Origin of the sequence: Flavobacterium sp. WC2416 (assembly GCF_041200095.1) — a bacterium.
Classification (GTDB): domain Bacteria; phylum Bacteroidota; class Bacteroidia; order Flavobacteriales; family Flavobacteriaceae; genus Flavobacterium.
In genome coordinates, this window is the sequence record NZ_CP165626.1 from 2,043,964 (window position 1) to 2,065,812 (window position 21,849).

The 21,849-nt window shown below is 31.8% G+C and carries 24 protein-coding genes; 8 read left to right on the forward strand and 16 right to left on the reverse strand.

All coding sequences use genetic code 11. From position 1 onward, the window contains the following. Positions 1–108: 108 nt before the first annotated feature. The 6 genes from AB3G39_RS08700 (at position 109) to AB3G39_RS08725 (ending at position 5,484) form a co-directional block, all read left to right on the forward strand. The gene (locus AB3G39_RS08700; protein ID WP_367753676.1) at positions 109–939 is read left to right on the forward strand and encodes a 1,4-dihydroxy-2-naphthoyl-CoA synthase; all 831 of its coding nucleotides are present in this window, start codon (positions 109–111) and stop codon (positions 937–939) included. A gap of 82 nt (positions 940–1,021) precedes the next feature. Then, the gene (menA, locus tag AB3G39_RS08705; protein ID WP_369764841.1) at positions 1,022–1,984 is read left to right on the forward strand and encodes a 1,4-dihydroxy-2-naphthoate octaprenyltransferase; all 963 of its coding nucleotides are present in this window, start codon (positions 1,022–1,024) and stop codon (positions 1,982–1,984) included. Between the two features lie 11 nt (positions 1,985–1,995). Next, complete coding sequence (locus tag AB3G39_RS08710) at positions 1,996–2,673, forward strand: metal-dependent hydrolase (RefSeq protein ID WP_367753672.1); 678 nt, start codon at positions 1,996–1,998, stop codon at positions 2,671–2,673. 160 nt (positions 2,674–2,833) lie between these two features. After that, positions 2,834–4,036 carry a tetratricopeptide repeat protein gene (locus tag AB3G39_RS08715; protein ID WP_369764843.1) on the forward strand — a complete coding sequence of 401 codons (1,203 nt, stop codon included), beginning with the start codon at positions 2,834–2,836 and terminating at the stop codon, positions 4,034–4,036. Between the two features lie 188 nt (positions 4,037–4,224). After that, entirely contained in the window at positions 4,225–4,401 is a 177-nt protein-coding gene (locus tag AB3G39_RS08720; protein WP_367770575.1) for a hypothetical protein, read from the forward strand. A 30-nt stretch (positions 4,402–4,431) separates the two neighbouring features. Next, the gene (locus AB3G39_RS08725) at positions 4,432–5,484 is read left to right on the forward strand and encodes an o-succinylbenzoate synthase (protein ID WP_369754034.1); all 1,053 of its coding nucleotides are present in this window, start codon (positions 4,432–4,434) and stop codon (positions 5,482–5,484) included. A gap of 54 nt (positions 5,485–5,538) precedes the next feature. Here AB3G39_RS08725 and AB3G39_RS08730 read toward each other — a convergent pair whose 3' ends face one another. Genes AB3G39_RS08730 through AB3G39_RS08745 form a run of 4 tightly spaced genes read right to left on the reverse strand, consistent with a single transcriptional unit; the run spans position 5,539 to position 10,269 of the window. Then, complete coding sequence (locus AB3G39_RS08730; RefSeq protein ID WP_367770570.1) at positions 5,539–6,768, reverse strand: cation:proton antiporter; 1,230 nt, start codon at positions 6,766–6,768, stop codon at positions 5,539–5,541. Between the two features lie 2 nt (positions 6,769–6,770). Then, the gene (locus tag AB3G39_RS08735) at positions 6,771–7,670 is read right to left on the reverse strand and encodes a mechanosensitive ion channel family protein (protein WP_369764844.1); all 900 of its coding nucleotides are present in this window, start codon (positions 7,668–7,670) and stop codon (positions 6,771–6,773) included. A 6-nt stretch (positions 7,671–7,676) separates the two neighbouring features. Continuing rightward, positions 7,677–8,486, reverse strand: a complete 810-nt coding sequence (locus AB3G39_RS08740; RefSeq protein ID WP_367753660.1) for a mechanosensitive ion channel family protein — start codon at positions 8,484–8,486, stop codon at positions 7,677–7,679. A 40-nt stretch (positions 8,487–8,526) separates the two neighbouring features. Then, the gene (locus tag AB3G39_RS08745; RefSeq protein WP_369754033.1) at positions 8,527–10,269 is read right to left on the reverse strand and encodes an APC family permease; all 1,743 of its coding nucleotides are present in this window, start codon (positions 10,267–10,269) and stop codon (positions 8,527–8,529) included. A gap of 241 nt (positions 10,270–10,510) precedes the next feature. On the opposite strand from AB3G39_RS08745, the gene AB3G39_RS08750 reads away from it, so the two are divergent. Beyond that, positions 10,511–10,792: a hypothetical protein gene (locus AB3G39_RS08750; RefSeq protein WP_369764846.1), complete on the forward strand. Its 282-nt coding sequence runs from the start codon at positions 10,511–10,513 to the stop codon at positions 10,790–10,792. A 171-nt stretch (positions 10,793–10,963) separates the two neighbouring features. Beyond that, complete coding sequence (locus tag AB3G39_RS08755) at positions 10,964–11,128, forward strand: SHOCT domain-containing protein (protein WP_369766269.1); 165 nt, start codon at positions 10,964–10,966, stop codon at positions 11,126–11,128. A gap of 58 nt (positions 11,129–11,186) precedes the next feature. Here AB3G39_RS08755 and AB3G39_RS08760 read toward each other — a convergent pair whose 3' ends face one another. The 12 genes from AB3G39_RS08760 to AB3G39_RS08815 all read right to left on the reverse strand — a co-directional run bounded on the left by AB3G39_RS08760 (position 11,187) and on the right by AB3G39_RS08815 (position 21,700). Further along, the gene (locus AB3G39_RS08760) at positions 11,187–11,633 is read right to left on the reverse strand and encodes a DUF1572 family protein (RefSeq protein ID WP_369764847.1); all 447 of its coding nucleotides are present in this window, start codon (positions 11,631–11,633) and stop codon (positions 11,187–11,189) included. Continuing rightward, on the reverse strand, positions 11,630–12,103 hold the full coding sequence (locus AB3G39_RS08765) for a nuclear transport factor 2 family protein (protein ID WP_369754029.1): 474 nt from the start codon (positions 12,101–12,103) through the stop codon (positions 11,630–11,632). Before AB3G39_RS08765 ends, AB3G39_RS08760 begins: the two co-directional genes overlap by 4 nt. 143 nt (positions 12,104–12,246) lie before the next feature. Further along, on the reverse strand, positions 12,247–13,305 hold the full coding sequence (locus tag AB3G39_RS08770) for a class I fructose-bisphosphate aldolase (protein WP_369766270.1): 1,059 nt from the start codon (positions 13,303–13,305) through the stop codon (positions 12,247–12,249). Between the two features lie 27 nt (positions 13,306–13,332). Then, positions 13,333–14,421: an alkene reductase gene (locus AB3G39_RS08775; RefSeq protein ID WP_369769276.1), complete on the reverse strand. Its 1,089-nt coding sequence runs from the start codon at positions 14,419–14,421 to the stop codon at positions 13,333–13,335. Between the two features lie 202 nt (positions 14,422–14,623). Then, the gene (locus tag AB3G39_RS08780; RefSeq protein ID WP_369769277.1) at positions 14,624–16,657 is read right to left on the reverse strand and encodes an outer membrane beta-barrel protein; all 2,034 of its coding nucleotides are present in this window, start codon (positions 16,655–16,657) and stop codon (positions 14,624–14,626) included. A gap of 77 nt (positions 16,658–16,734) precedes the next feature. Further along, positions 16,735–18,834: an Ig-like domain-containing protein gene (locus AB3G39_RS08785; protein WP_369769279.1), complete on the reverse strand. Its 2,100-nt coding sequence runs from the start codon at positions 18,832–18,834 to the stop codon at positions 16,735–16,737. A gap of 398 nt (positions 18,835–19,232) precedes the next feature. Then, the gene (locus AB3G39_RS08790; RefSeq protein WP_369769281.1) at positions 19,233–19,964 is read right to left on the reverse strand and encodes a diguanylate cyclase; all 732 of its coding nucleotides are present in this window, start codon (positions 19,962–19,964) and stop codon (positions 19,233–19,235) included. A 169-nt stretch (positions 19,965–20,133) separates the two neighbouring features. After that, on the reverse strand, positions 20,134–20,463 hold the full coding sequence (locus AB3G39_RS08795) for a hypothetical protein (RefSeq protein WP_369754023.1): 330 nt from the start codon (positions 20,461–20,463) through the stop codon (positions 20,134–20,136). Position 20,464: 1 nt separating this feature from the next. Beyond that, entirely contained in the window at positions 20,465–20,815 is a 351-nt protein-coding gene (locus tag AB3G39_RS08800) for a hypothetical protein (protein ID WP_367753640.1), read from the reverse strand. Positions 20,816–20,823: 8 nt separating this feature from the next. After that, positions 20,824–21,117, reverse strand: a complete 294-nt coding sequence (locus AB3G39_RS08805) for a YtxH domain-containing protein (RefSeq protein WP_367753638.1) — start codon at positions 21,115–21,117, stop codon at positions 20,824–20,826. Between the two features lie 44 nt (positions 21,118–21,161). Then, positions 21,162–21,314: a lmo0937 family membrane protein gene (locus tag AB3G39_RS08810; protein WP_367753636.1), complete on the reverse strand. Its 153-nt coding sequence runs from the start codon at positions 21,312–21,314 to the stop codon at positions 21,162–21,164. Between the two features lie 194 nt (positions 21,315–21,508). Further along, complete coding sequence (locus AB3G39_RS08815; RefSeq protein ID WP_367770541.1) at positions 21,509–21,700, reverse strand: hypothetical protein; 192 nt, start codon at positions 21,698–21,700, stop codon at positions 21,509–21,511. Positions 21,701–21,849 lie beyond the last annotated feature (149 nt).

The window sequence follows — 21,849 nt, forward strand, 5'->3', positions numbered from 1 at the left end:
CTTAAAATGGATACTAGATAAAATTTTACTTACATATAGACTCCCATACAATTGCTAAAAGTCTAAAAAATGATTTATTTTTACACTATAATAATTAAAACAATTATAATGAATTGGATTACTGTAAAAGAATATGAAGATATAACCTATAAAAAATGCAATGGTGTTGCACGAATTGCTTTTAATAGGCCAGATGTACGCAATGCATTCCGTCCTAAAACTACTTCAGAACTATACAATGCCTTTTATGATGCACAAGAAGATACTTCGATAGGTGTAGTTTTGCTATCAGCTGAAGGGCCATCATCTAAAGATGGTGTGTACTCTTTTTGTAGTGGAGGAGATCAAAATGCACGCGGGCATCAAGGATATGTTGGTGAAGATGGGCAACATCGTTTGAATATTTTAGAAGTACAACGCTTGATTCGTTTCATGCCAAAAGTAGTTATCGCTGTAGTTCCCGGTTGGGCCGTAGGAGGAGGACATAGTTTGCATGTAGTTTGTGATTTAACTTTAGCTAGTAAAGAACACGCTATTTTCAAACAAACAGATGCTGATGTAACGAGTTTTGATGGAGGATACGGGTCGGCATATTTGGCTAAAATGGTGGGACAAAAGAAAGCCCGTGAAATTTTCTTCTTAGGACGCAATTATTCTGCTCAAGATGCAATGGATATGGGAATGGTGAATGCTGTAATTCCTCATGCTGAATTGGAAGATACGGCTTACGAATGGGCGCAGGAAATTTTAGGAAAATCGCCAATGGCAATAAAAATGCTAAAATTTGCCATGAATCTTACCGATGATGGTATGGTAGGACAACAAGTTTTTGCTGGTGAAGCTACTAGATTAGCCTATATGACCGAAGAAGCCAAAGAAGGAAGAAATGCCTTTTTGGAAAAAAGAAAACCTAATTTTGAAAAAAAATGGTTACCATAAAAATAGCTTCAGGTTTAATGTTTAAAGTTATTTAAAAACGCTTTAAACGATTAAACTTTAAACATTAAACTAAATATATAAAATGAAACATTGGATTGAAGCGGCCCGTTTGCGCACGTTGCCTTTATCGGTATCAGGAATAATTGTGGGAAGTATGTACGCCTTGGCTAACCCAACAGATAATATACTTACCCCAACTGAAGTTTTTAATTGGAGACTCTTTGGTTTTGCAATACTAACTACACTTGGATTACAAATCTTATCTAATTTTGCCAATGATTATGGCGATGGAATGAAAGGAACCGACAATGAAGATCGTGTGGGACCAAAACGTGCCATACAAAGTGGAGTAATTTCACCACAAGCCATGAAGCGAGCTATAATCATTACTTCGGGACTTACGTTGCTTTCAGCGATGTTATTAATTTATTTTGCTTTTGGTGATACAAACCTGTTCTATTCCTTTTTCTATTTAGTACTGGGAATTTTAGCAATTGCATCGGCGATACGTTATACAGTAGGAAGTAAAGCATATGGATATCGTGGTTTTGGAGATGTATTTGTATTTATCTTTTTCGGATTAGTAAGTACTTTGGGCGTGAACTTTTTATATTCAAAACAAATTGATGTAGAACTTTTTTTACCAGCAATGGCAATAGGTTTTTTAAGCGTAGGAGTGTTGAATTTAAACAATATGCGGGATGAAGAATCTGATAAAAAAGTAGGGAAGAATACGCTGGTTGTACAAATTGGATGTAAAAAAGCAAAATTATACCATTACTTTTTAATTCTTTTTTCAATGGCTTTAGTCTTGATTTTTGCTTTACTCAATAGCTTTCAATTTGACCAATACTTATTCCTACTGGCATACATACCTTTAACAAAACATTTAATTAACGTTTATAAAAACCAAGACCCAAAGTTATTAGATCCTGAATTAAAAAAACTAGCACTAAGTACATTTGCACTTTCAGTATTGCTTTCTTTGTGTATGATTTACTTTTTTTCGGATATTATTGTGAACACATTTATGGGGGGTAGATAAAAAATAAAACTATGAAAATAACATTTTACGGACACGCATCTTTAGGGATCAAAGTAGGAGGGAAACACATTTTAGTGGACCCATTTATCACAGCAAATCCATTGGCCGCACATATTGATATCGAAACTTTAAAAGCTGATTATATCTTATTGACGCATGCTCATGGAGATCATATTCTAGATGTAGAAGTAATCGCCAAAAGAACTGGAGCCGTTATTGTTTCAAATGCTGAAATTGCGGGTCACTATGCAGCCAAAGGTTTTACCGCGCATCCTATGAATCACGGCGGAAGTTGGAATTTTGATTTTGGAAAAGTGAAGTATGTAAATGCGATTCATTCCAGTTCATTTCCTGACGGATCTTACGGTGGGAATCCAGGAGGTTTTGTAATCGAAGGCGAGCATAAAAACATTTATATCGCTGGAGATACCGCTTTGACTATGGATATGAAATTGATTCCTATGAGAACCAAATTAGATCTAGCAATTTTACCAATCGGGAATAATTTTACCATGGATGTTGAGGACGCTATTATTGCATCTGATTTTGTGGATTGCGACAAAATCCTTGGGTATCATTTCGACACTTTTGGGTATATCAAAATTGATCATAAAGAAAGCATTCAAAAGTTTTTTGATAAAGGAAAGGACTTAATGCTATTGGAAATAGGGGATAGTATCGAATTGTAAATTTTCTTAAGGAGCTATTTCCAGCTGTTTTTTACAAACAAAGTTCACTGAACTCCTATGTAAATGAAAGTTAAGTGGAGTAATCTTATGTGCCAAAACCTGGCGCATAAGGATTTTCACTTCCATCTGGGCTACGCCAATTGCAATAAAAGAAACCAAAGTGAAAAAAATCATTGCATTGCTATTTATTAGCATTTTTTATCAGTCGGCTTTTGCTCAAAAAGAAGGCTATTGGGACAAAGACAGAGCAACTACTAAGGAAATTATTGTTTCAGCACGAGACAGAGTCATTGTAAAAACAGATGATTTTCCTGTAGGAACTACAGAGTTGATTTATCGCATTACTTTATTAGATGAAAATCAACAAATGGCCAGTAGTTTAGTTTCTCTATTGAAAGCCATTCCTGACCCAACAGGTATTAGTCAAGGCTCAGCAGGAGCGGTCTTTATTTTATCTAAAATTTCAGGAACGGATAAATGTAATTATGCTGTTTTTTCATCAAATGAGCTCGCTTTAGCATATCAAAAAGACGATAAAAAAGATAAGGCTTGTGTAGTTCAAGATGTACCATTAAGCAAAGATGCTAACCGATTGTCCATCGATAAATCAAGTTGCTTGAAATCCAATACGACTAATTTATGGTTTGGTTTCAAAAGCAGCAACTGGATTATGAAACAAAAAATAATTCTTGAAGTAGTACCTTGGGTAGATACTAAGCTTAGTAGAGGATGGACTTTGGAAAATAGAAAATACATTATCAATCAATGTAAAACATCTGCTTTGGCTAGAAAACTATCTAACTCGGATGATTTTTGTATTTGTATTGAAGAAAAAATCCAAAAGCAGTACAAGTTTCAGGAATTCCAAAAACTACTCGCTATAGAACAAGCAAAAGCATACAAAGATTTTGGCAATAGTTGTTTTAATGAAATAAACGGTTCTAAAGGTGTTTTGGATAATTTACGTATACAAGCATCCAATTTCATTAAAAAAGGAGATTATGGCAACGCAATTGCACAATACAATACAATTATCAATGAAGGTAAAGCCACAGCATTAGATTATAATGCAATTGGGTACACTTATATTTTAACCAAGCAATATGGTAAAGCAATCAAATCTTTAAAAGAAGGAGTGAAGCTAGATGATACTGAACTGTTAGTAAAACTAAATTTAGCACATGCTTATTTATTCAATGACGAGTATAGAAGTGCTAAAACTATTTACAAAGAATATCAAACTCAAAACGTAACGGATAGCTTAAGTTGGATTCAAAAAATCAATAGTGACTTTGCTATCTTCAAGAAAGTAGGTTTGCCTTCGGGAGATTTTGAAAGAGTTTTGAAGTTGATGGAAAAATAGTTTTTGTAACCATATAAGTCATTTAAGTTTAGCAGATGTTGAGGAAACTCAGATGTCCTTAAATGGCTTATATAGTTTTAGATTTATTACTTAAAATAGGTTTTCGATTGCAATAATAAAACTTATATGACTTATACGTTTGAATTATAGAGCTAAGAACTTTAAATGCTTTAAAAAATAAATAATTTATGAAAACAGCAATTACAATTACACGTTATTTTGGGATATTTATGCTATTTATTGGCGTGGTTTTAAATCTTAAAATGTATCTATTGGTGGAAAGTCCAACCTATATGTTTACTATATTGAGTTTTTTCGGAATTTTATTAATTGGAATCTCCTACTTGATGAAACCAAAATCGTAATTCTTTAAAAACAATTTAGTTCGCATTAAAATGAAAGCTACTTACCACAAATATATTCTCGACTTCAAGCGTCCGTCTGGGACTTCTCGTGGCGTATTAACTCAAAAAGAAACTTGGTTTATTGTGCTTGAAAAAGACGGTAAAAAAGGAATAGGAGAGTGTGGTGTTTTGCGCGGTTTGAGTATTGATGATCGACCAGATTATGAAATTAAATTGCGATGGACTTGTGCTAATATTCATCTGGGTGAAGAGCAACTTTGGGAAGCTTTAATTGAGTTTCCCTCAATACAGTTTGGGGTGGAAATGGCCTTTCAATCTTTGGCAAGTGTAACACCTTTTGAATTGTTTCCTTCGGACTTTGTTGCGGGTGAAAAATCAATTCAAATCAATGGACTTGTATGGATGGGAGAACCTTCTTTTATGAAGGAGCAAATCGAGGAAAAATTAGCCCAAGGATTCAATTGTATAAAATTGAAGATTGGAGCGATAGATTTCGATAAAGAATTGGAATTGTTAGCTTTTATTAGGGTAAATTTCAGTCCTGAACAAGTCGAAATCCGAGTGGATGCTAACGGCGCTTTTAGTTTAAATAAAGCTTTAGTTAAAATAACACAACTAGCTGGTTATGTATTGCATAGCATAGAGCAGCCTATTGCTAAAAACAACACTGACAGGATGTCAGAGCTATGTAAAACCACTCCTTTGCCGATTGCTTTGGATGAAGAACTGATTGGCGTGTTTTCATTTGAAGATAAAGAACGACTATTGCAAAAAATAATGCCACAATATATCATTTTGAAGCCTAGTTTTATAGGTGGTTTTAGAGGAACGAAAGAGTGGATTTTACTGGCCGATAAGTATCAAATTGGTTGGTGGATTACTTCGGCTTTGGAGAGTAATATTGGTTTAAATGCCATCGCACAATGGACTTATTTACAGCACAATTTAATGCCACAAGGGTTAGGGACTGGAGCACTTTATACTAATAATTTTGATTGCCCATTACAAGTTAGTCAAGGGCAATTATGGTATGAAAAAGACCGTGGTTGGGACTTTGATTTTAACCAATTAGAAACGGTTTAACTATCGAAAAGGCGTGTTTTGTAAAATGTCGATTCAGGTTTTATTAGCTTATTTTTATTGCATTTTTTTAGCAAATTTTCCAATAGTTAGTCCTTGTACTAAAATAGAAAAACAAACAATTACATAGGTGATTGTTACCCATATTTCTTTGTGATATTCTGGATTAATTGATAAAGCTAGAGCAATAGAAATGCCTCCTCTTAGACCTCCCCACGTTAATATTAGTCTCGTTTTTTGAGTTATTTTTTCTTTAAGTCGTACCGAAATGGATGGAATAAAAATGGATATGTAACGAGTAATTAGTGTAATGACTAAAATAATAAAAGCTGCAATAAGTATTTTTTGATTGGTTTGAATAACTAAAAGTTCTAATCCTATAAGTACAAAAAGAAGTGCATTTAGGATTTCATCTATTAGTTCCCAAAATCCGTCTACATATCGTGCTGTTATATCTGACATACCTAAAGTTTTTCCTTGGTTACCAGTAATCAACCCCGCAACAACCATAGCTAGTGGGCCTGACACATGAAGATAGTGTGCAAGTGTATAACCTCCCATAACGATTGCTAAAGTGATTAATACTTCTACTTGGTAATGATCTATACTGGCTATGAATTTAAATCCAATATAACCCACTATCAGACCTAGAATTAAACCTCCGATAGCTTCTTGACCAAACAACATCATTATACTAATTGCGTCCAAGTTTGCACCAGGACTAGCTAGTTTTAATAGTGTAATGAATACTACAACAGCTACACCGTCGTTAAATAAAGATTCTCCTGCGATGATTGTTTCTAATGATTTTGAAATTCCAGTACTCTTTAAAATACTCAAAACTGAAATAGGATCTGTAGGTGAAATTAAAGCTCCAAAAAGCATGGAGTGGATCAAATCTATTTTGAAACCCATAAAAGTCAATACATAATAAGATGCAAATCCTATTAGGAAGGTACTAATCAGCACGCTTATGGTTGAAAATAATAAGATACTTAATTTTTCATTGTTCAAATCTTTGAATTTAATGTGAATTGCTCCTGCAAAAAGCATAAAACTCAACATTCCTTCCAGTAGTAATTCACTAAAATTGATATTGTACATGGTAGCAGTTATGTCTCGCTTGAAATCAGGGAAATTATTCCCGAAAACTAATATAAATAGAGAAAAAACTAAGGACACAAGCATTAAACCAATAGTGCTTGGTAATTTTAGGTAACGAAAATTAATGTAAGCAAAGACTGCTGATACTACAATTAGTATTGAAAAAAGATGAAATACGTCCATTATTATTTTTTGATATTGATATTGAAATCAGGTGCTTGAACCAAGTGGAATGTGGCGGAAGCCATTTTTACCTCTCCGTTTGTAGCTTCTATTTGGCTTAAGATTTTAGAAAACAATGCCGTTTTGGTAAATCTTCTTTTTTTATAACCTACCACATAACGAAGCGTATATTCGGCCCAATTGTCATTGGCAACCAAGGAAATCATGGGTTCAGTTTGTGCGTCTTCTAATCTATATTTATTTTGAAGTTTTTTCCATTTTTCTTTTGAAGTATTGGTTAAATCACCTGCAACTTCGATACCTACATTCAATATTATTTCTTGAGCTTTATCGTAATTGCTTCCGTATTGAATGGGTATTTTTATTTCGTCCCATAAAAAAGGAAAATCTCCAGAATAATTAAAAACAGGTTCTTTAAAAACATAACTATTGGCAATCAATACTATTCTTCCATTGTATAAATCACCATCAACCCATTGCCCTGTTTCCATAATTGTAGTTCGTAGCACTCCAATATCCATTACGTCTCCTTTTATTCCTCCTAGTTGTACGCGATCTCCTGTATTATAAAATCCACCAAACATGATGGCTAACCAACCTGCAAAGGATGCTATTACTTCTTGTAAAGCAAATGCTATTCCTGCTCCAGCTACGCCTAATGCAACAGTGAAGCCTCCTAATTTATCACTAAAAACAACAGTTAAAAAAACAACAGTTATTAAATAGCCAACAAAGGTGCTGAACTTTTTAGCTTTATATCTATTGTCATTGTCTTTTATTTTTGAAAATAGTTTTTTTTGAACCCCATTAATAATCATCCAAATTATGGCAACACCAACAAGAAAAGTCACAATTTTCCCAACAGTGGGATTATATAGGTATTCTTGGATTTGCTTTTCCATTTTTGTCTATTTGTTGATGTGTATTACTCTTTGAGGAAAAGGAATGATGATATTATTTTCTTTAAATAATTCAAATATTTTGATCCTCATTTCACTTTTTATACTTTCGACTCTAAAAACATCTTCAGACCAGAAAATAACAGAAAAATTTAGTGATGAATCACCAAAATCAGTAAATCGAACAAAAGGATTTGGTTCCTTTAGTACACCGTTTTGACTATCAACAGCTTCCTTAAGTACTTGCATTACTTGTTTTATATCCGATGAATAATCTACACCTATATTGACGTCAAACCTTGACGAGAGATCATTATGTGTCCAGTTTATTAACTGATTTTTTGTTAAATTAGAATTAGGTAGGATAATGTATTTATCATCTCGCGTTAAAACGGTGGTTGTTCTTAAGTTGATTTCCTTTACAATACATATTAATCCGTCAGCTTCTATAACATCATTTACCTTAACTGAAGAGTCAACCAAGAGTATAATTCCAGAAACAAAATCACTAAATAGGTTTTGTAATCCCAAACCAATCCCAACTAATAATGCTGCTGAACCTGCTACTAGTACCGATAAATTAAATCCAAATAGTTGTAAACCAGTAATAATCGAAATTACAATAATTAAATATCTGACTAAACTGTAAATGGAATATTTTTTAGCTTCGTCAATTTTGTCAACTTTGTAAATTGTTTTTTTAATAATTTTCAAAAGAAGACCCGTTACGATAAGAAAGACGAATAGCTTTATAATGCTAATAATCTTAATATTGAATTCTCCATCTTGAAAAAGAGTATAGTTTAATAGTTCTTTCATTGCATTGTTATTGAGAGAATTAAATAAGAGAATATTAAAATTACATAATTAAACGTACACCACCAAGTTCAGATACTCTATAAGAGAAACGATTTCCTGGAGAACCAATAAACATAAAGTTTTTTGGAATTTTCCATTTATTTGATAGTTCATCGATGATTTCAGGACCAAAAACACCTTCTAGTTCAATAAATTCGATATCAATTTCAGGATAGGCGCGATCTAATACTTTAAGATCTTTTATAAGTAAATCGTTATTTTCCCCTTCACTTTTTACATTGACAATTTTTAATTTTTTAGTGGTTTCGTTATTTTGAACGTATTGCATTACCTTATTTATGATAGCGACGTCATCCCCTTTTGTGAAAAATACAAGTTCTTGTGAATTGATTTTTAAATTCATTTTTAATAAATATCGATTACTAAAAATCACCATTCTACGTAATGGTTTATAAAAATATTCTAAAGCTTCAATCAATACTTTTATAAGAAAAGATCGGTTGAGCATAATTGAGACAAAAAGTAAAGCTGGAATTAAGTATTTAATAAAAGTGTAGAAAGAGTCTACATTTAATTGAACATTTCCTATAAAGGCAGCTATGATAAGTGAAACTGCAAAAACTACTGCAATTCCTCTTGCTTTTTCTGGTCTTGGTAATTTTTTACGTTTGAATTTTAATAATAAATTTCCAATTCCAAATAATCCCATTACCGCTAAGAACGAGAAGGTGTAAACTCCAGCTAATGCAATAAGATTACCTGCCGTAACGAATAAAACGGATACACATAATATTAAGAAACTGATGATTATTCTATAATTAGAACCACGCTTATTTTGTTTTAAAAAGTAGTTGGGTAAAATACGGTCTAAAGTCATACGATTTAATAAACCTGAAACTCCTACAAATGATGTTAAAACAGCACCACAAAGTACTAGAACAGCATCTATAGAGATAAGATATGCTAACCAAGATCCACCAGTTGTGTGTCCTAAATAAGCTAATAATGACTCTTGATGTTCTCCAACTTGCGCAAGGGGGATAATACAAATTAATAATAATGCTATAACTGGATTGAAAAAACTTACTATAGCCCACATATTGCGAAGTGTTTTAGGGAAAACACCTTGCTCTTGTTCCTCAACAAAATTAGCTGAACTTTCAAAACCTGAAATACCTAACATTGCTGCCGAAAACCCTAAGAATAATGCATTGATAATTCCGCCTGAACTCACAGGTAGACTCCAGTTGATATTGAAAGTTTCTAATCCATTAGAGAAAATAAACCAAGAAGATGCTAGGACTAATATACTTAAGGTCGATAAATGAATAATAAAAATTACAACAGCAACAATTGCTGATTCTCCAATTCCTAAAATAGCTAATCCAGTAAAAGCAAGTAATACAACTACTGTTGCAATTGCGACATTAATTCCTGGAGCTATACCATGTAGATAATGCATTCCTTCAGATGCCGATATAACAGCTGTCGCCATATAAGATAATACCGTTAAGGTAGCAGCAAGTGAAGCTAACCTTTTGGAAGAAGTATTTAATAATACATTGTAAGCACCACCGTTTAGAGGAATAGCACCAACAACTTCACCATATATTTTTCGGAATAAAAATAATACAACTGCAACTAATAATAATGAAATCCAAGCATATTGGCCCGCATACATAATTGTAAGTGCTGATACGTAAAGACAAGATGAACTAATATCATTTCCGCAAATTGCGGTTGCTTGTAATTCATTTAATTTTTTATGTAATACTTTTTTCATTATTTTTTTAGATTTAGCTCAACAATTGTTGATATACATTACTCGCAAGATAATCATTTGTAATAGATTGCCAAATTAGATAATAAATTATTGATTCATCATAAAAGAGAAATGAAAAGCATTTTTAAGTACGGATTGTATTTTTTTTATTTTAAAATATTGATTTTCAGATATTTGAATAATTTTAGTTTTTAATTCATTATCTTTAAGTACTATAAATAGAATTGTAAAAATTGGTACTATGAAACTTCTTTTCAAATTTAAATGGTCAATTGTCACAGTGTTTTTTGTTAGTTTCCAGATAAATGCTCAAAAACAATCTATAAATATTTTATTGAAGGATTCTCTTCAGCAAAAAGAAGTTTTTAAAACAATTAGTGAAGACCGGCAATTGGCAAGGCAGTTCGAATTATATTTAAAAAATAGAAAAAACACAACACATGTTATTGGTAATAAAAAGATGATAATTGGTAATAGCATGGAGATAGATTCTATAGATATAAAACGCAGTCATGGTGAATAATAGGATAGTTTATAACTTGTAAAAAATGAGTTAAATTGGATTTTGCTTAAAAAGAAGGTCTATTTTAACTAATAAAAGCAAATTACTTAATAACATTAATTGCTGGAAATAATGATGTATCACGATACTTACTGGAACATGGGAATAATGTGGGTTATATGGTTACCTATAATGGTATTTTGTTTTATTTTTTTATTTCGATTTTTTGTTAAAACCAATACTAATACGTTTTCGGAAAAGGAATCCCCTTTGGAAATTTTGAAAAGAAGATATGCAAATGGGGAGTTGTCTACAGCCGAATTTGAAGAAAGAAAAAAAATACTAGGAGATAATTAGACTCTTTAAATTGATTAGATCTATTAGAATTATTTTTGCTCTCTAAACAAAGACTAATTTATTCATTCAATAAGCGGCGGTGGTAATTTATTTGTCCTAGATGATAGGATAGGTGAGTAGTCAAATGTATGAGCATAAACTCCGTTGACGTTTTATTTTCGAAAACTAATAAAGGATAATCCATTTTTAAATCATCTTCTTTTATTGCATTTAAAGCTTCCTCGACTACAAGTATTGTGGCATCGATTTTTTGTATCAAATCGTATTTAGGAACATTCTTTAATGAAAATTCAAGAGGTCTATTTCTGATATAGTTAGTATTTCCAAAAACACTTCCTATGTATGTATTAAGATTTCCTATTAAGTGTAGGCATAGATTTCCAGCTGAATTTGATATTTCTTTTTCAACATGCCATATTGAACTCTCATTTTGATACAAATCAATTTCGTTTATTAACTGATTAAGATCTCGTTTAAATATAGTTTTTAGAGTATTAATTATCATTGTTTATTTTTTTGGTAATCCTTAAGGGATGAAATTGCTTTCTCGTGAATTTTTTTTTGCATGAAACCAGTCCAACCAAATAAGATTCCAGGAATTCCAAAAGCTTGTTTTGACCATTTCCAAATGTCAAAATCATCAGTATGTTTAATAATTAAACCGTTTTTAAAATGGAAATGAGAACTTACTTCATTTATAACTTTCCGTTTCGTTTTGCTAAAATTATAGGTGGCTACCCATTTTGCAGTACCTAAATATTCATCAGCTTCTATATTAGAGAATACTATTTTGATGTTTCCTTTACTACTTTTAATTAGCATTTTCCACATATCACAAGCTTGATTTCCTTTTAATAGACCAAAAACAGGATCTCTAAATTTAATATCTGGATGATAGCATTCGCACATTGTAGATGCATCGGCATTAGTAAAGGCAGTGTAGAATTTGGTTAGCGTTTTTTCGTTCTCGGTCATATTTAAAAATTATGAACAGTAAAAATAATAATTTTTTTGTTAAGAATTAATTTTATATTCAATATCTAAAAATGAATTTAATTTAATTTAATATTTTTAAGATTTCAATTATTTTTTAGTTGTTTAACTATCTATTTTACTTGTTAGGCAATTGTTATTTCATTTGACAAATAGATTTTTTGTACTGAATTTATGAGTTTAATACCTTCACTAAAAGAGCGTTGAAAAGATTTTCGCCCCATTATCACTCCAGAACCTCCTGCTCTTTTATTTATTACTGCTGTTCTTACCGCTTCTGCAAAGTCAGTTTTACCTTTTGATTCTCCGCCAGAACTAATCATTCCAATGCGACCTGAATAACAATTTAGTACTTGATAACGGCACAAATCGATAGGGTGCTCACTAGACAGTTTTGAATACATATCAGGATTAGTTTTAGCAAATTTTAAAGTAGTAAAACCACCATTGTTGAGTGGTAATTTTTGTTTTATAATATCTGCTTGTAATGTGACACCTAGATAATTGGCTTGTCCTGTAATATCTGCAGCAATATTGTAGTCTATTCCATCTTTTATAAAGGCTTTGTTTCGGGTGTAACACCAAAGTATAGTTGCCATTCCTAAATTATGTGCTTCTTCAAATGCATGTGCGACTTCTATGATTTGTCTGTCTGACTCAGTTGAACCAAAGTATACGGTGGCTCCAACAGCAACTGCTCCCATATTCCATGCGTCTTGTACACTTGCAAACATGATTTGATCATATTTGTTAGGATACGTCATTAATTCATTGTGATTAATTTTTACAATAAAAGGAATTTTATGTGCATACTTTCTAGAGAGCAATGCTAAACCTCCCATTGTAGAGGCTACTGCATTACAACCAGCTTCTAATGCTAACTTTAATATATTTTCTGGGTCAAAATAAATTGGATTTGGAGAAAAGGAACTACCAGCAGTATGCTCAACTCCCTGATCAACGGGTAAAATAGATAGGTAGCCAGTTCCAGAAAGATTTCCATTGTGATAAAGTTGATTTATACTTCTAATGGATTGCTCATTTCGATTACTATTTAAAAACGAATCAACGCTATCTTTATTGGGTAAATGGATTTGATTTTTAGCAATTGTTTTGCACACATGATTCAACAAGTTCTCTTTATCATTACCTAATAAATCTAATAATTGGAATATGTCTTTCATCATAATTTTAATAAAATATTAATTTCCTCAAGAATTATAAAAAGAATAATCAGTATATCCTTTTTCATCAGCGGTATAAAAGAGATCCATATTTAAATCTTCACAAAGTGGCCAATTATTTTTAAATCGATCTACAAGATCAGGATTTAAGATAAACGGTCTACCAAAAGCAACAAGATCCGCTAAACCACTTTCAATAGCTTCTTCGGCGGTTTCATTATTAAAGCCACCGCAAAGAATAATAGCATTTTTAAAATTTTCACGAATCATTTTCTTTATTTCTAATGGAACAGGAGGGGATCCCATCGCAGAATGATCAACTAAATGGATATATGCAATATCTAATTTATTAAGTTCCTTAGATAAATAGTCATAAGTCGGATTAATTTCGGGATAATGAGGCATGTCACTTGCGACACCATAAGGAGATAAACGAATTCCTGTTTTGTCTTTTCCAATTGTTTGTGCTACTGCTTTGGTTACTTCGAGTACAAAACGACATCGGTTTTCAATACTCCCACCATAATTATCAGTACGAGTATTGGTGATAGGTGAAAGAAATTCTTCTAATAAGTACCCATTGGCAGCATGTAATTCTACTCCGTCAAAATGAGCAAATAGGGCATTTTCAGCAGCACAAATAAATTCGGTTTTTGCATGGATTATATCTTGTAAAGTCATTTCAGCTGGGGTTTCAAAGTCTTGAAAATCTTTTAAGTCAGTCCACATTTGCCCACTTGCTTTAACGGCTGAGGGTGCCAGTATTTTTGAACCTACAGGCATATTAAGGGGGTGACTTATTCTTCCTGAGTGCATTAATTGAACAATTATTTTGCCTTTATTTTTATGAATTGTTTCTGTGATTTTTTTCCAGGCCTCAACTTGTTTTTCACTAAATATCCCTGGAATTCTGGCATAACCTAGACCGTTTGGAGAAGGTGATGTTCCTTCAGTTATGATCAATCCTGCAGTTGAACGCTGCTTATAATATTCGCACATAAGTTCATTGGGAATATTTTTTAATGCTCTGCATCGAGTCATTGGGGCCATAACAATTCGATTTTTTAATTCGATTGAGCCAATTTTTATAGGGGTGTATAATAGATTTTCTCTCATGATATTATTGTTAAATTGTTGATATAAAGATAATTATATTTATTGATTTAAATTATTATAGAATTAAAATTTTCATAGCATGAATATTGGCTTTAATTATATTTTAGTTGATTATCAAATAAAAATAGAACACAAAAAAAGAGGATAGACTTTTAAGTTTCTATCCTCTTTTTTGAATGATATAAGTATCTTCGCTACTCTTTTATTTAGTAGCTGGAATAATGTCAATTATTACAGTTCTATTATAAGAACGTTCTTCTGGAGTTTTATTTTCAAAAGGAGCTTTGTTTTCATCTTCTCCAAATCCATGTAATTCAAATTTCACATCATTTCTTCCAGTTTTAGATAAACCACTTTCAATAATGTTTTTCACATCATTAGCGCGAGCTAAAGACAAATCTTGATTGTGAATTTCTTCACCGATTATATCAGTATGTCCATGAATAATTACGGTTGCTCCAGCTGGAATTTTTGGAGTAATTACATCAGTAAGGTATTTTTCATAAATTGAAATAGCTTTAGCTTTATTAAACTCATAAATAATACTGTATCTAATTCCTTCTTCCACTTTTGCTGGTGTCCAAAGTACAACATGTATAGGGCTTTCTTTCTCTACAATTTTACCGCTTTTTGATTGACCAATCATTTTTACATTGTAATCCCCTTCTGCACGGTTACCTAAGATTGCTTTACCAGGTATACGAACTACATCTTCTGTATATGGACCAAAAGATTGTACTTTTCCTTGTTCATCAGCAATTTGTAAAGACCATGACGATAAAGCTTCAGTAGCTCCTGTATTATCAAAAGTAACATAGCTTTCAATTGGTGCTTCTTGTAGTGCTACAATTTTTACTGGTTTCAATTGGGCATCAGGTCCGTTTTGAAATTCCATCAATAAATCTGGTGAAGTACTTTCAATTGATACTCTACGATCTCCTTCATTAAGAAGTTCTAATTCTAATGTTCCTCCTGGTTGTAAAGAAGGGATATTAGGTTTTGTTTGACCTTTAGTTATGATTCTTGACGCATCAATTGCAAATACATTTACTAAATACGTTTTAACAGATTCTGCCATTACTAATCCATCTGTAGGACCATTTTCTGAAGACCCTACTAAAGAAATTGTTGATGTAGGATTTTTTTGCATACGATCACCTAAAATATTCAAAATATTATAGTAAACAGTCATTTGTCGTTTTGAACGGTCAGACAAGTTTTTAGGAGCATAAACTTCTAATTGATCTTCTTTGAAATCTTTTACCTGATTTTTAGTTAATAAAACATAACGGTTTGGAATTTCAGTTGAACCGGCATTAAAATACACATAGTTTCTAAGTGGGAATATTTCATTATATCTAGACTCACCTGGTAGATTACTTGGTGAATTAATAGAGAATTTCACTTCGGCGTCTTTTACCATATCAGTAGACTGTTGGATATTTTGGCCTTGTCCAAATTTAAGTGCAACACCAGCTCTTACAGTAGTAATATTCCAAGTTTCAGTTGAACGAGGATCTTGACCAAAATAAGGTTGGAAAGAAACAAAAGGAGACAATACAAATTGCGTTTTGTTACTATCTGACGAAAGTGGAATGTCATAACCAGCTCCAATTTGCATAGAAACAATAGTTTTATTGACATTGTCAAAATCACCTTTCACAGCTGGATTAGCTGTTTGATCTGGATATGCAGGATTTATACCTAATTGATAGGTAAATGATTTATCCATATTGAAAGCCAAACGTGGACCTCCATATATATAGAAATTAGATTTGAAAGGAGCAAAACGCAAACTTGGTTCTACAGTTATATAACTTACATTCGCTTTTAAATCAGCTGGGCAGTCACATGCTGTAACTACTTGATCAAATTTACCTTTACGATTATCATATCCAGCTTGTAGCATAACTCCCCATCTTGAATCAGCAGGACGATATTCCAAAAGTGGCGCAATAAAAAGACCTGCTCCAAATCCATCATGAAATGTTTTAGGAGAAGTAAAGCTCGCATTCATTTGCTGTGTAGATCCGCGGTAAAAATTAAAATTAGCACCACCAGCTAAACCAAAATACCAGGAAGGTTTTGTATACTTAGCTTCTAGAGTTTCTTGCGCTTGAACTGAGGTTTGAAAACTCAACCAAGCTAAAGTAATTAGTCCGATACTTTTTAATGTACGATTGGCAAGAGACCTTGATACACAAGATGTCTCATTATAAATATTTTTTGATTTCATTTTTATGTATTTTATTATTAGGTTTTATTTAAATGAATCCCGCCCTAAGACGGGATATTAAAAACTTAGATTAAAAACTAGTTATTAGGGATATTAATAATAGTATTTACCATAGTTACCGAAGAAACTAATGAAATTGCTCTACCATTCAATACTGTTTCTTGACCTACTGGAGTTGTGCTATTACCAGGAGAAGACAATGTCACGCCACTATTTGCAATAATGTTTCCTACCATTACTCCGCCACCACCGTAGTTAATAACTGCTGTGCTACCTACGTACCAATACACGTTACTAGGAGAACCTACTCCATTTTTAAACTTAACACTTCTAGAAGCTGATGGAGAACCTACAGTTAAGGATGAAGCTGCTTGGAAATACCAAACGGCATTTGCATCTCCTTGCGCATCTAATTCAAGATCCCCATTAGTAATTTTATAAGTACCACTTGCTGATTTATACACACCTGGCGCCAATGATAGGGCTCCTAATTCTCCAGATCCTTGATCACTTCCTCCTGGTTTAGAGGCAGGAGAGATACTATTGTAAAGATCTCTTGCAGCATTCAATCCTTCAAGTGCTATTTGTGCTTTTGTAGCATTTCCTGGTGCAGGAGCTGCAGTATAGATTCCACCAGCTACAAGACCGTTATTAAGTGGTGTTACAGTATATACTTCAAATGGTGAAGCAGCAATATCAGTGAAACCAGTTACCAATGTAGAAGCAGCTGTTGTACCAATTCCTCCATTATTAATTCTTGTTAATAATCCTTGATTCGTTATTCCAGCATTCCCTCCAAAGACTCCGAAGAATAATTTTGCAGTGGGAGCAGGTGTATTTGCTACCAATGTTGTAAAGTTCCATACATAATCATTTGCTAGAGGAACTCCTGCAACATTTTTTGCACCAGTTGTAATTGTAGCAGTATAAATTTTACCTTCCAAAAGATCATTTGTTGGATTAAAAGAGGCTGTAGTACCAGAATAAGTTACTGTTCCAGCAATCGTTGTTGTACCTTGTTTTAATGTGAATGTTGTTCCATTAATTGTTAACGGATCCATCGTCATACTAAAGTCAGCGGTAACCGTTTGATTTAGACTAATTCCTGTTGAATTATTGATTGGATTTGTAGCTGTTACAGTTGGGGCTACTAAAGCACCCGTTGTAAATTTCCACACATAGTCATTTGCTAAAGGAATTCCTGTTGCACTTTTTGCAGCTATTGTAATAGTGGCTGTATAAATTTCACCTTCTACTAAATCATTGGTTGGATTAAAAGAGGCTCTAGTTCCTGAATAAGTTACTGTTCCTGCAATACTTGTTGTACCTTGTTTTAAGGTGAAATTAGTTCCATTAATAGTCAACGGATCCATAATCATGCTAAAGTCAGCAGTAATCGTTTTGTTAAGATTGACTCCTGTTGAATTGTTGATTGGATCTGTAGCTGTTACAGTAGGAGCTACTAAAGCACCCGTTGTAAATTTCCATACATAGTCACTAATTAAAGCAGTATTGTCTAAATTTGTTGCTGCTTTAGAAACAGTAGCTGTATAAACAGTGTTAGGGGCCAAAGGTCCTGTTGGTGTAAAGAGAGCAGTATTGCCACTATAAGATACTGTACCAGAAACGGCTGTGGTTCCTTGTTTTAAAGTATAGGTTGTTGTATTAATTGTAGAAGCCTTCATAGGCATGTTAAAAGTAACACTTACTAATTTGTTTAAAACTACGTTATTAGTATTGTTTTCTGGATCAGTAGACGAAACCATTGGAGTTACTGTTAAACCAGTACTGAAAGTCCAAATAGTTTCTGTTTGTAACGCATTACCCGTAAGGTCTTTTACGGTCCTGGTTATTCTTGCACTATATGTAGTGTTAGGTGTAAGTAATGCAGATGGAGTAAAAGTTGCCGTAGTTCCACTGTATGTTACTGCACCTGCAACTTGAGAAGTTCCGTTTAAAGTAAATGAAGACTGATTTATAGTTTCAGGATTCATTTCTTCATTAAAGCTTACAGTAATTATTTGATCAAGAGGAACGTTTATAGCTCCATTAATAGGACTGGTTGATGTCACAAGCGGACAAACACCATCTACTTCTTGAAAATCATCATTTGCACAGCCATAAAATAAGGCTATGAATAGTACTGCGACGGTTAATAGTAATTTTCTTGTTTTCATTTTTATTTAATTTTGGGGATTAATTGTTAAGTGAGACAAAGGTTCATTGTTAATGCCTCTAACTTGTTATACTATTAATTTTCATTGTTTTATAATTCACTGATACAAAATTCAGTATTTTTTGTAATTAATTATATATCAGTATTTTATATTGTAATTTTTTTGAAAAATCTTATTTTAAATTTTAAAATGTCGGTAGTTTTTATATAAAAAAAGAGTACGGGTGTAAGTAAAATCGCATAGGTGTCAATATAGTATGGGTTTTATATCATGCTATAAAAAGATTCCCTCTTAAAAACAATTTTAATTGTTTTTAAGAGGGAATCTTTTTATACAAAATCCATAGACATTTAGGATTCCATCTCCTAAAATTTAATATAATCCGTTTACAATGGCATTTACATTTTTACTTTTTTCTTTAGATATAAAACATGTGCGTTTAACTCTCTAGTTAAAAGGTCTAGTGATAATGCGGATTCTTTTATGTAATCGATAGATTGTTTAATTTCTTCTTTTGAATCTTTAGTTATATCAATCATGAGAGACAAACCAATAATATTAGCAATTGGCTGTCTGACTTTATGTGAAGTCAAATACATGATTTTTTCTAAGCCCCTAATATATTCTTTTTGTGATTCTTCGGCATTCTTAAGTTCTATATTGGTTGCCATTAATTCTGCTGCTCTTTTTTCTTTTTCATCATTTTGAAAGGCGAGTTCTTTATTAACAATAATTAATTCAGCTGCTCTTTTTTCTTTTTCATTATTTTGAAAAGCGAGTTCTTTATTGGCAATAATTAATTCAGCTGCTCTTTTTTCTTTTTCATCATTTTGAAAGGCGAGTTCTTTGTTGGCTATAATTAATTCAGCTGCTCTTTTTTCTTTTTCATCATTTTGAAAGGCGAGTTCTTTGTTGGCTATAATTAATTCAGCTGCTCTTTTTTCTTTTTCATCATTTTGAAAGGCGAGTTCTTTGTTGGCTATAATTAATTCAGCTGCTCTTTTTTCTTTTTCATCATTTTGAAAGGCAAGTTCGGTATTGGTGATAATTAGTTTAGCTGCTTTTTTTTCTTTTTCATTATTTTGAAAAGCGAGCTGCAAATTAGTAATTATCAAATCTTCTTTTTTCATTTTCATATCCATAATAAAAAGCTACTTTTTATGATTTACCGACAACAATTCATGAAATCTTAAATAGTTATAAATAAATCGTATGCCTTTTAAAAGTAATTTATTGGTCTAAAAAAACAATTACTTATATAAATTAACGGCATTATTAATTTAAATAAATTTGATTGAATTATAAAGTGGAGTGTTTAGAAACAAAATTTGAAACTACAAATTGAAATACAGAACCCAAAACTCTTTTTACAGGATTTTGTGAACTACCTAATATTAATTTCCTAGACAAATATCCTGTTGATAGGCCTATGACGTTATTGAGAATGCTATTTTTAATGACTGGAGAATCTGTTAGATCTGTAAAAGCATTTTTAATTAAATTCATTGGTTTTATGCTCTCATAAGTAGTATGAAATTGTTCTTTAAGAGATTCGAATTCATCTGCTTTTTTTGTTTTTAGAGCTAAAATCGTTTGGTCTAAAAGATCGGTTTCGTTTAATTTTTTCATTTTATTTCTGTTTTAGCATTTTTCTAATGATAAAATTGCTTACCGGCATTTTTATCCATTGATCTTTATAGTAATACAATACAATAGAAATAATGAGGTAGAATGCGGCTACAATAAAAAAACCATAAAAGAAATTACCAAGTGTTTCGCCAATCCAAAAAGACAATCCAAAATTAAAGAGTAAAATGAACATAACAAAAACAATAGCAATTGCTAGTCTTGAAATTAATGAGGATAAAACGTCCGAAGATTTATCTATAACATTTAGCTTCGCTAACTCTATAGAAGTGCGGGTGTAATTCTCAGCCTTTTCAAAAAGAATTTCTATTGTTGATGTTGTATTATTGTTCATAATATAAATTAGTTATTTAAATTCTTGATATCTAAATTTTCCAATTCTTTTTTTGTTTTATCAAATTTTGATTTTCCTTCTATATAAAGATCTTGACCTTCTTGTTTTAGAGTTTCATATTTTTTAGAAATAGTATCTAAAGCAGTCTCGTATTTGTCTTTTAAATCATCAGCATAATCATTGCTTTTACGTTTGATTTTTTTTCTAGTTTTTTCGCCTTTATCTGGAGCAAATAAGATTCCCATTATTGCACCTGCTGCAAGTCCACCTAATACTCCTAATATTACTTTATCTGTTTTCATAATAATTTTTTTAATGTTTACTTTTTTAATTTTTAGTTGATTTTTTATAATCTTCTTCCTTGGATTATTCTTAATATTATTGCTATGATTGCAATAACTAATAAAATATGTATTATCGATCCTAAACTGTATGCAAAGAATCCAATTGCCCAAAAAATGATTAAAATGACTGCTAATGTGTAAAGTAGATTGCTCATGATCTTTAGTTTTATTAATTAATATTTGTTTGTTGAGTTTCTGTTTTTATATATAACAAAGGTCATTATTTTACTAAAGGAATCTGTTACACAACTTTATTTAAAAGTTACATTATTAACACTTTTTACTTTTTTTGATGCTGTAAAATTTTGAAAAGAGTCACTTTTATTCATTCAGCTATCTGCAATAGCTATTAAATGGAATTAAGAATTTGGTATATTTCAACTTCTGTTTTGCCAAGCTTAAGTTTAAGCTTCTCTATCATTTCATTTTCCTTACCTTCCAGAAAAAGAAAATCAGTATCTGTTAGTCCAGCAAATTTTTCTTTTAACTTTGCTTTCTGTACCTCCCAGGTCTCTTTAATTTTTTCTGATTTATTTTTCATTATATTTAATTTGAAATATGTTTTACAAAGGTGGGGGGGTTTATGCTAGAAAGTCTTACATAACTTTTTAAAGAATTTATATGATTTACTTATTTTGGTTTATTTTATAGAAGAGATAGGCTATAATTTAAAAAAAAACACCACATTTA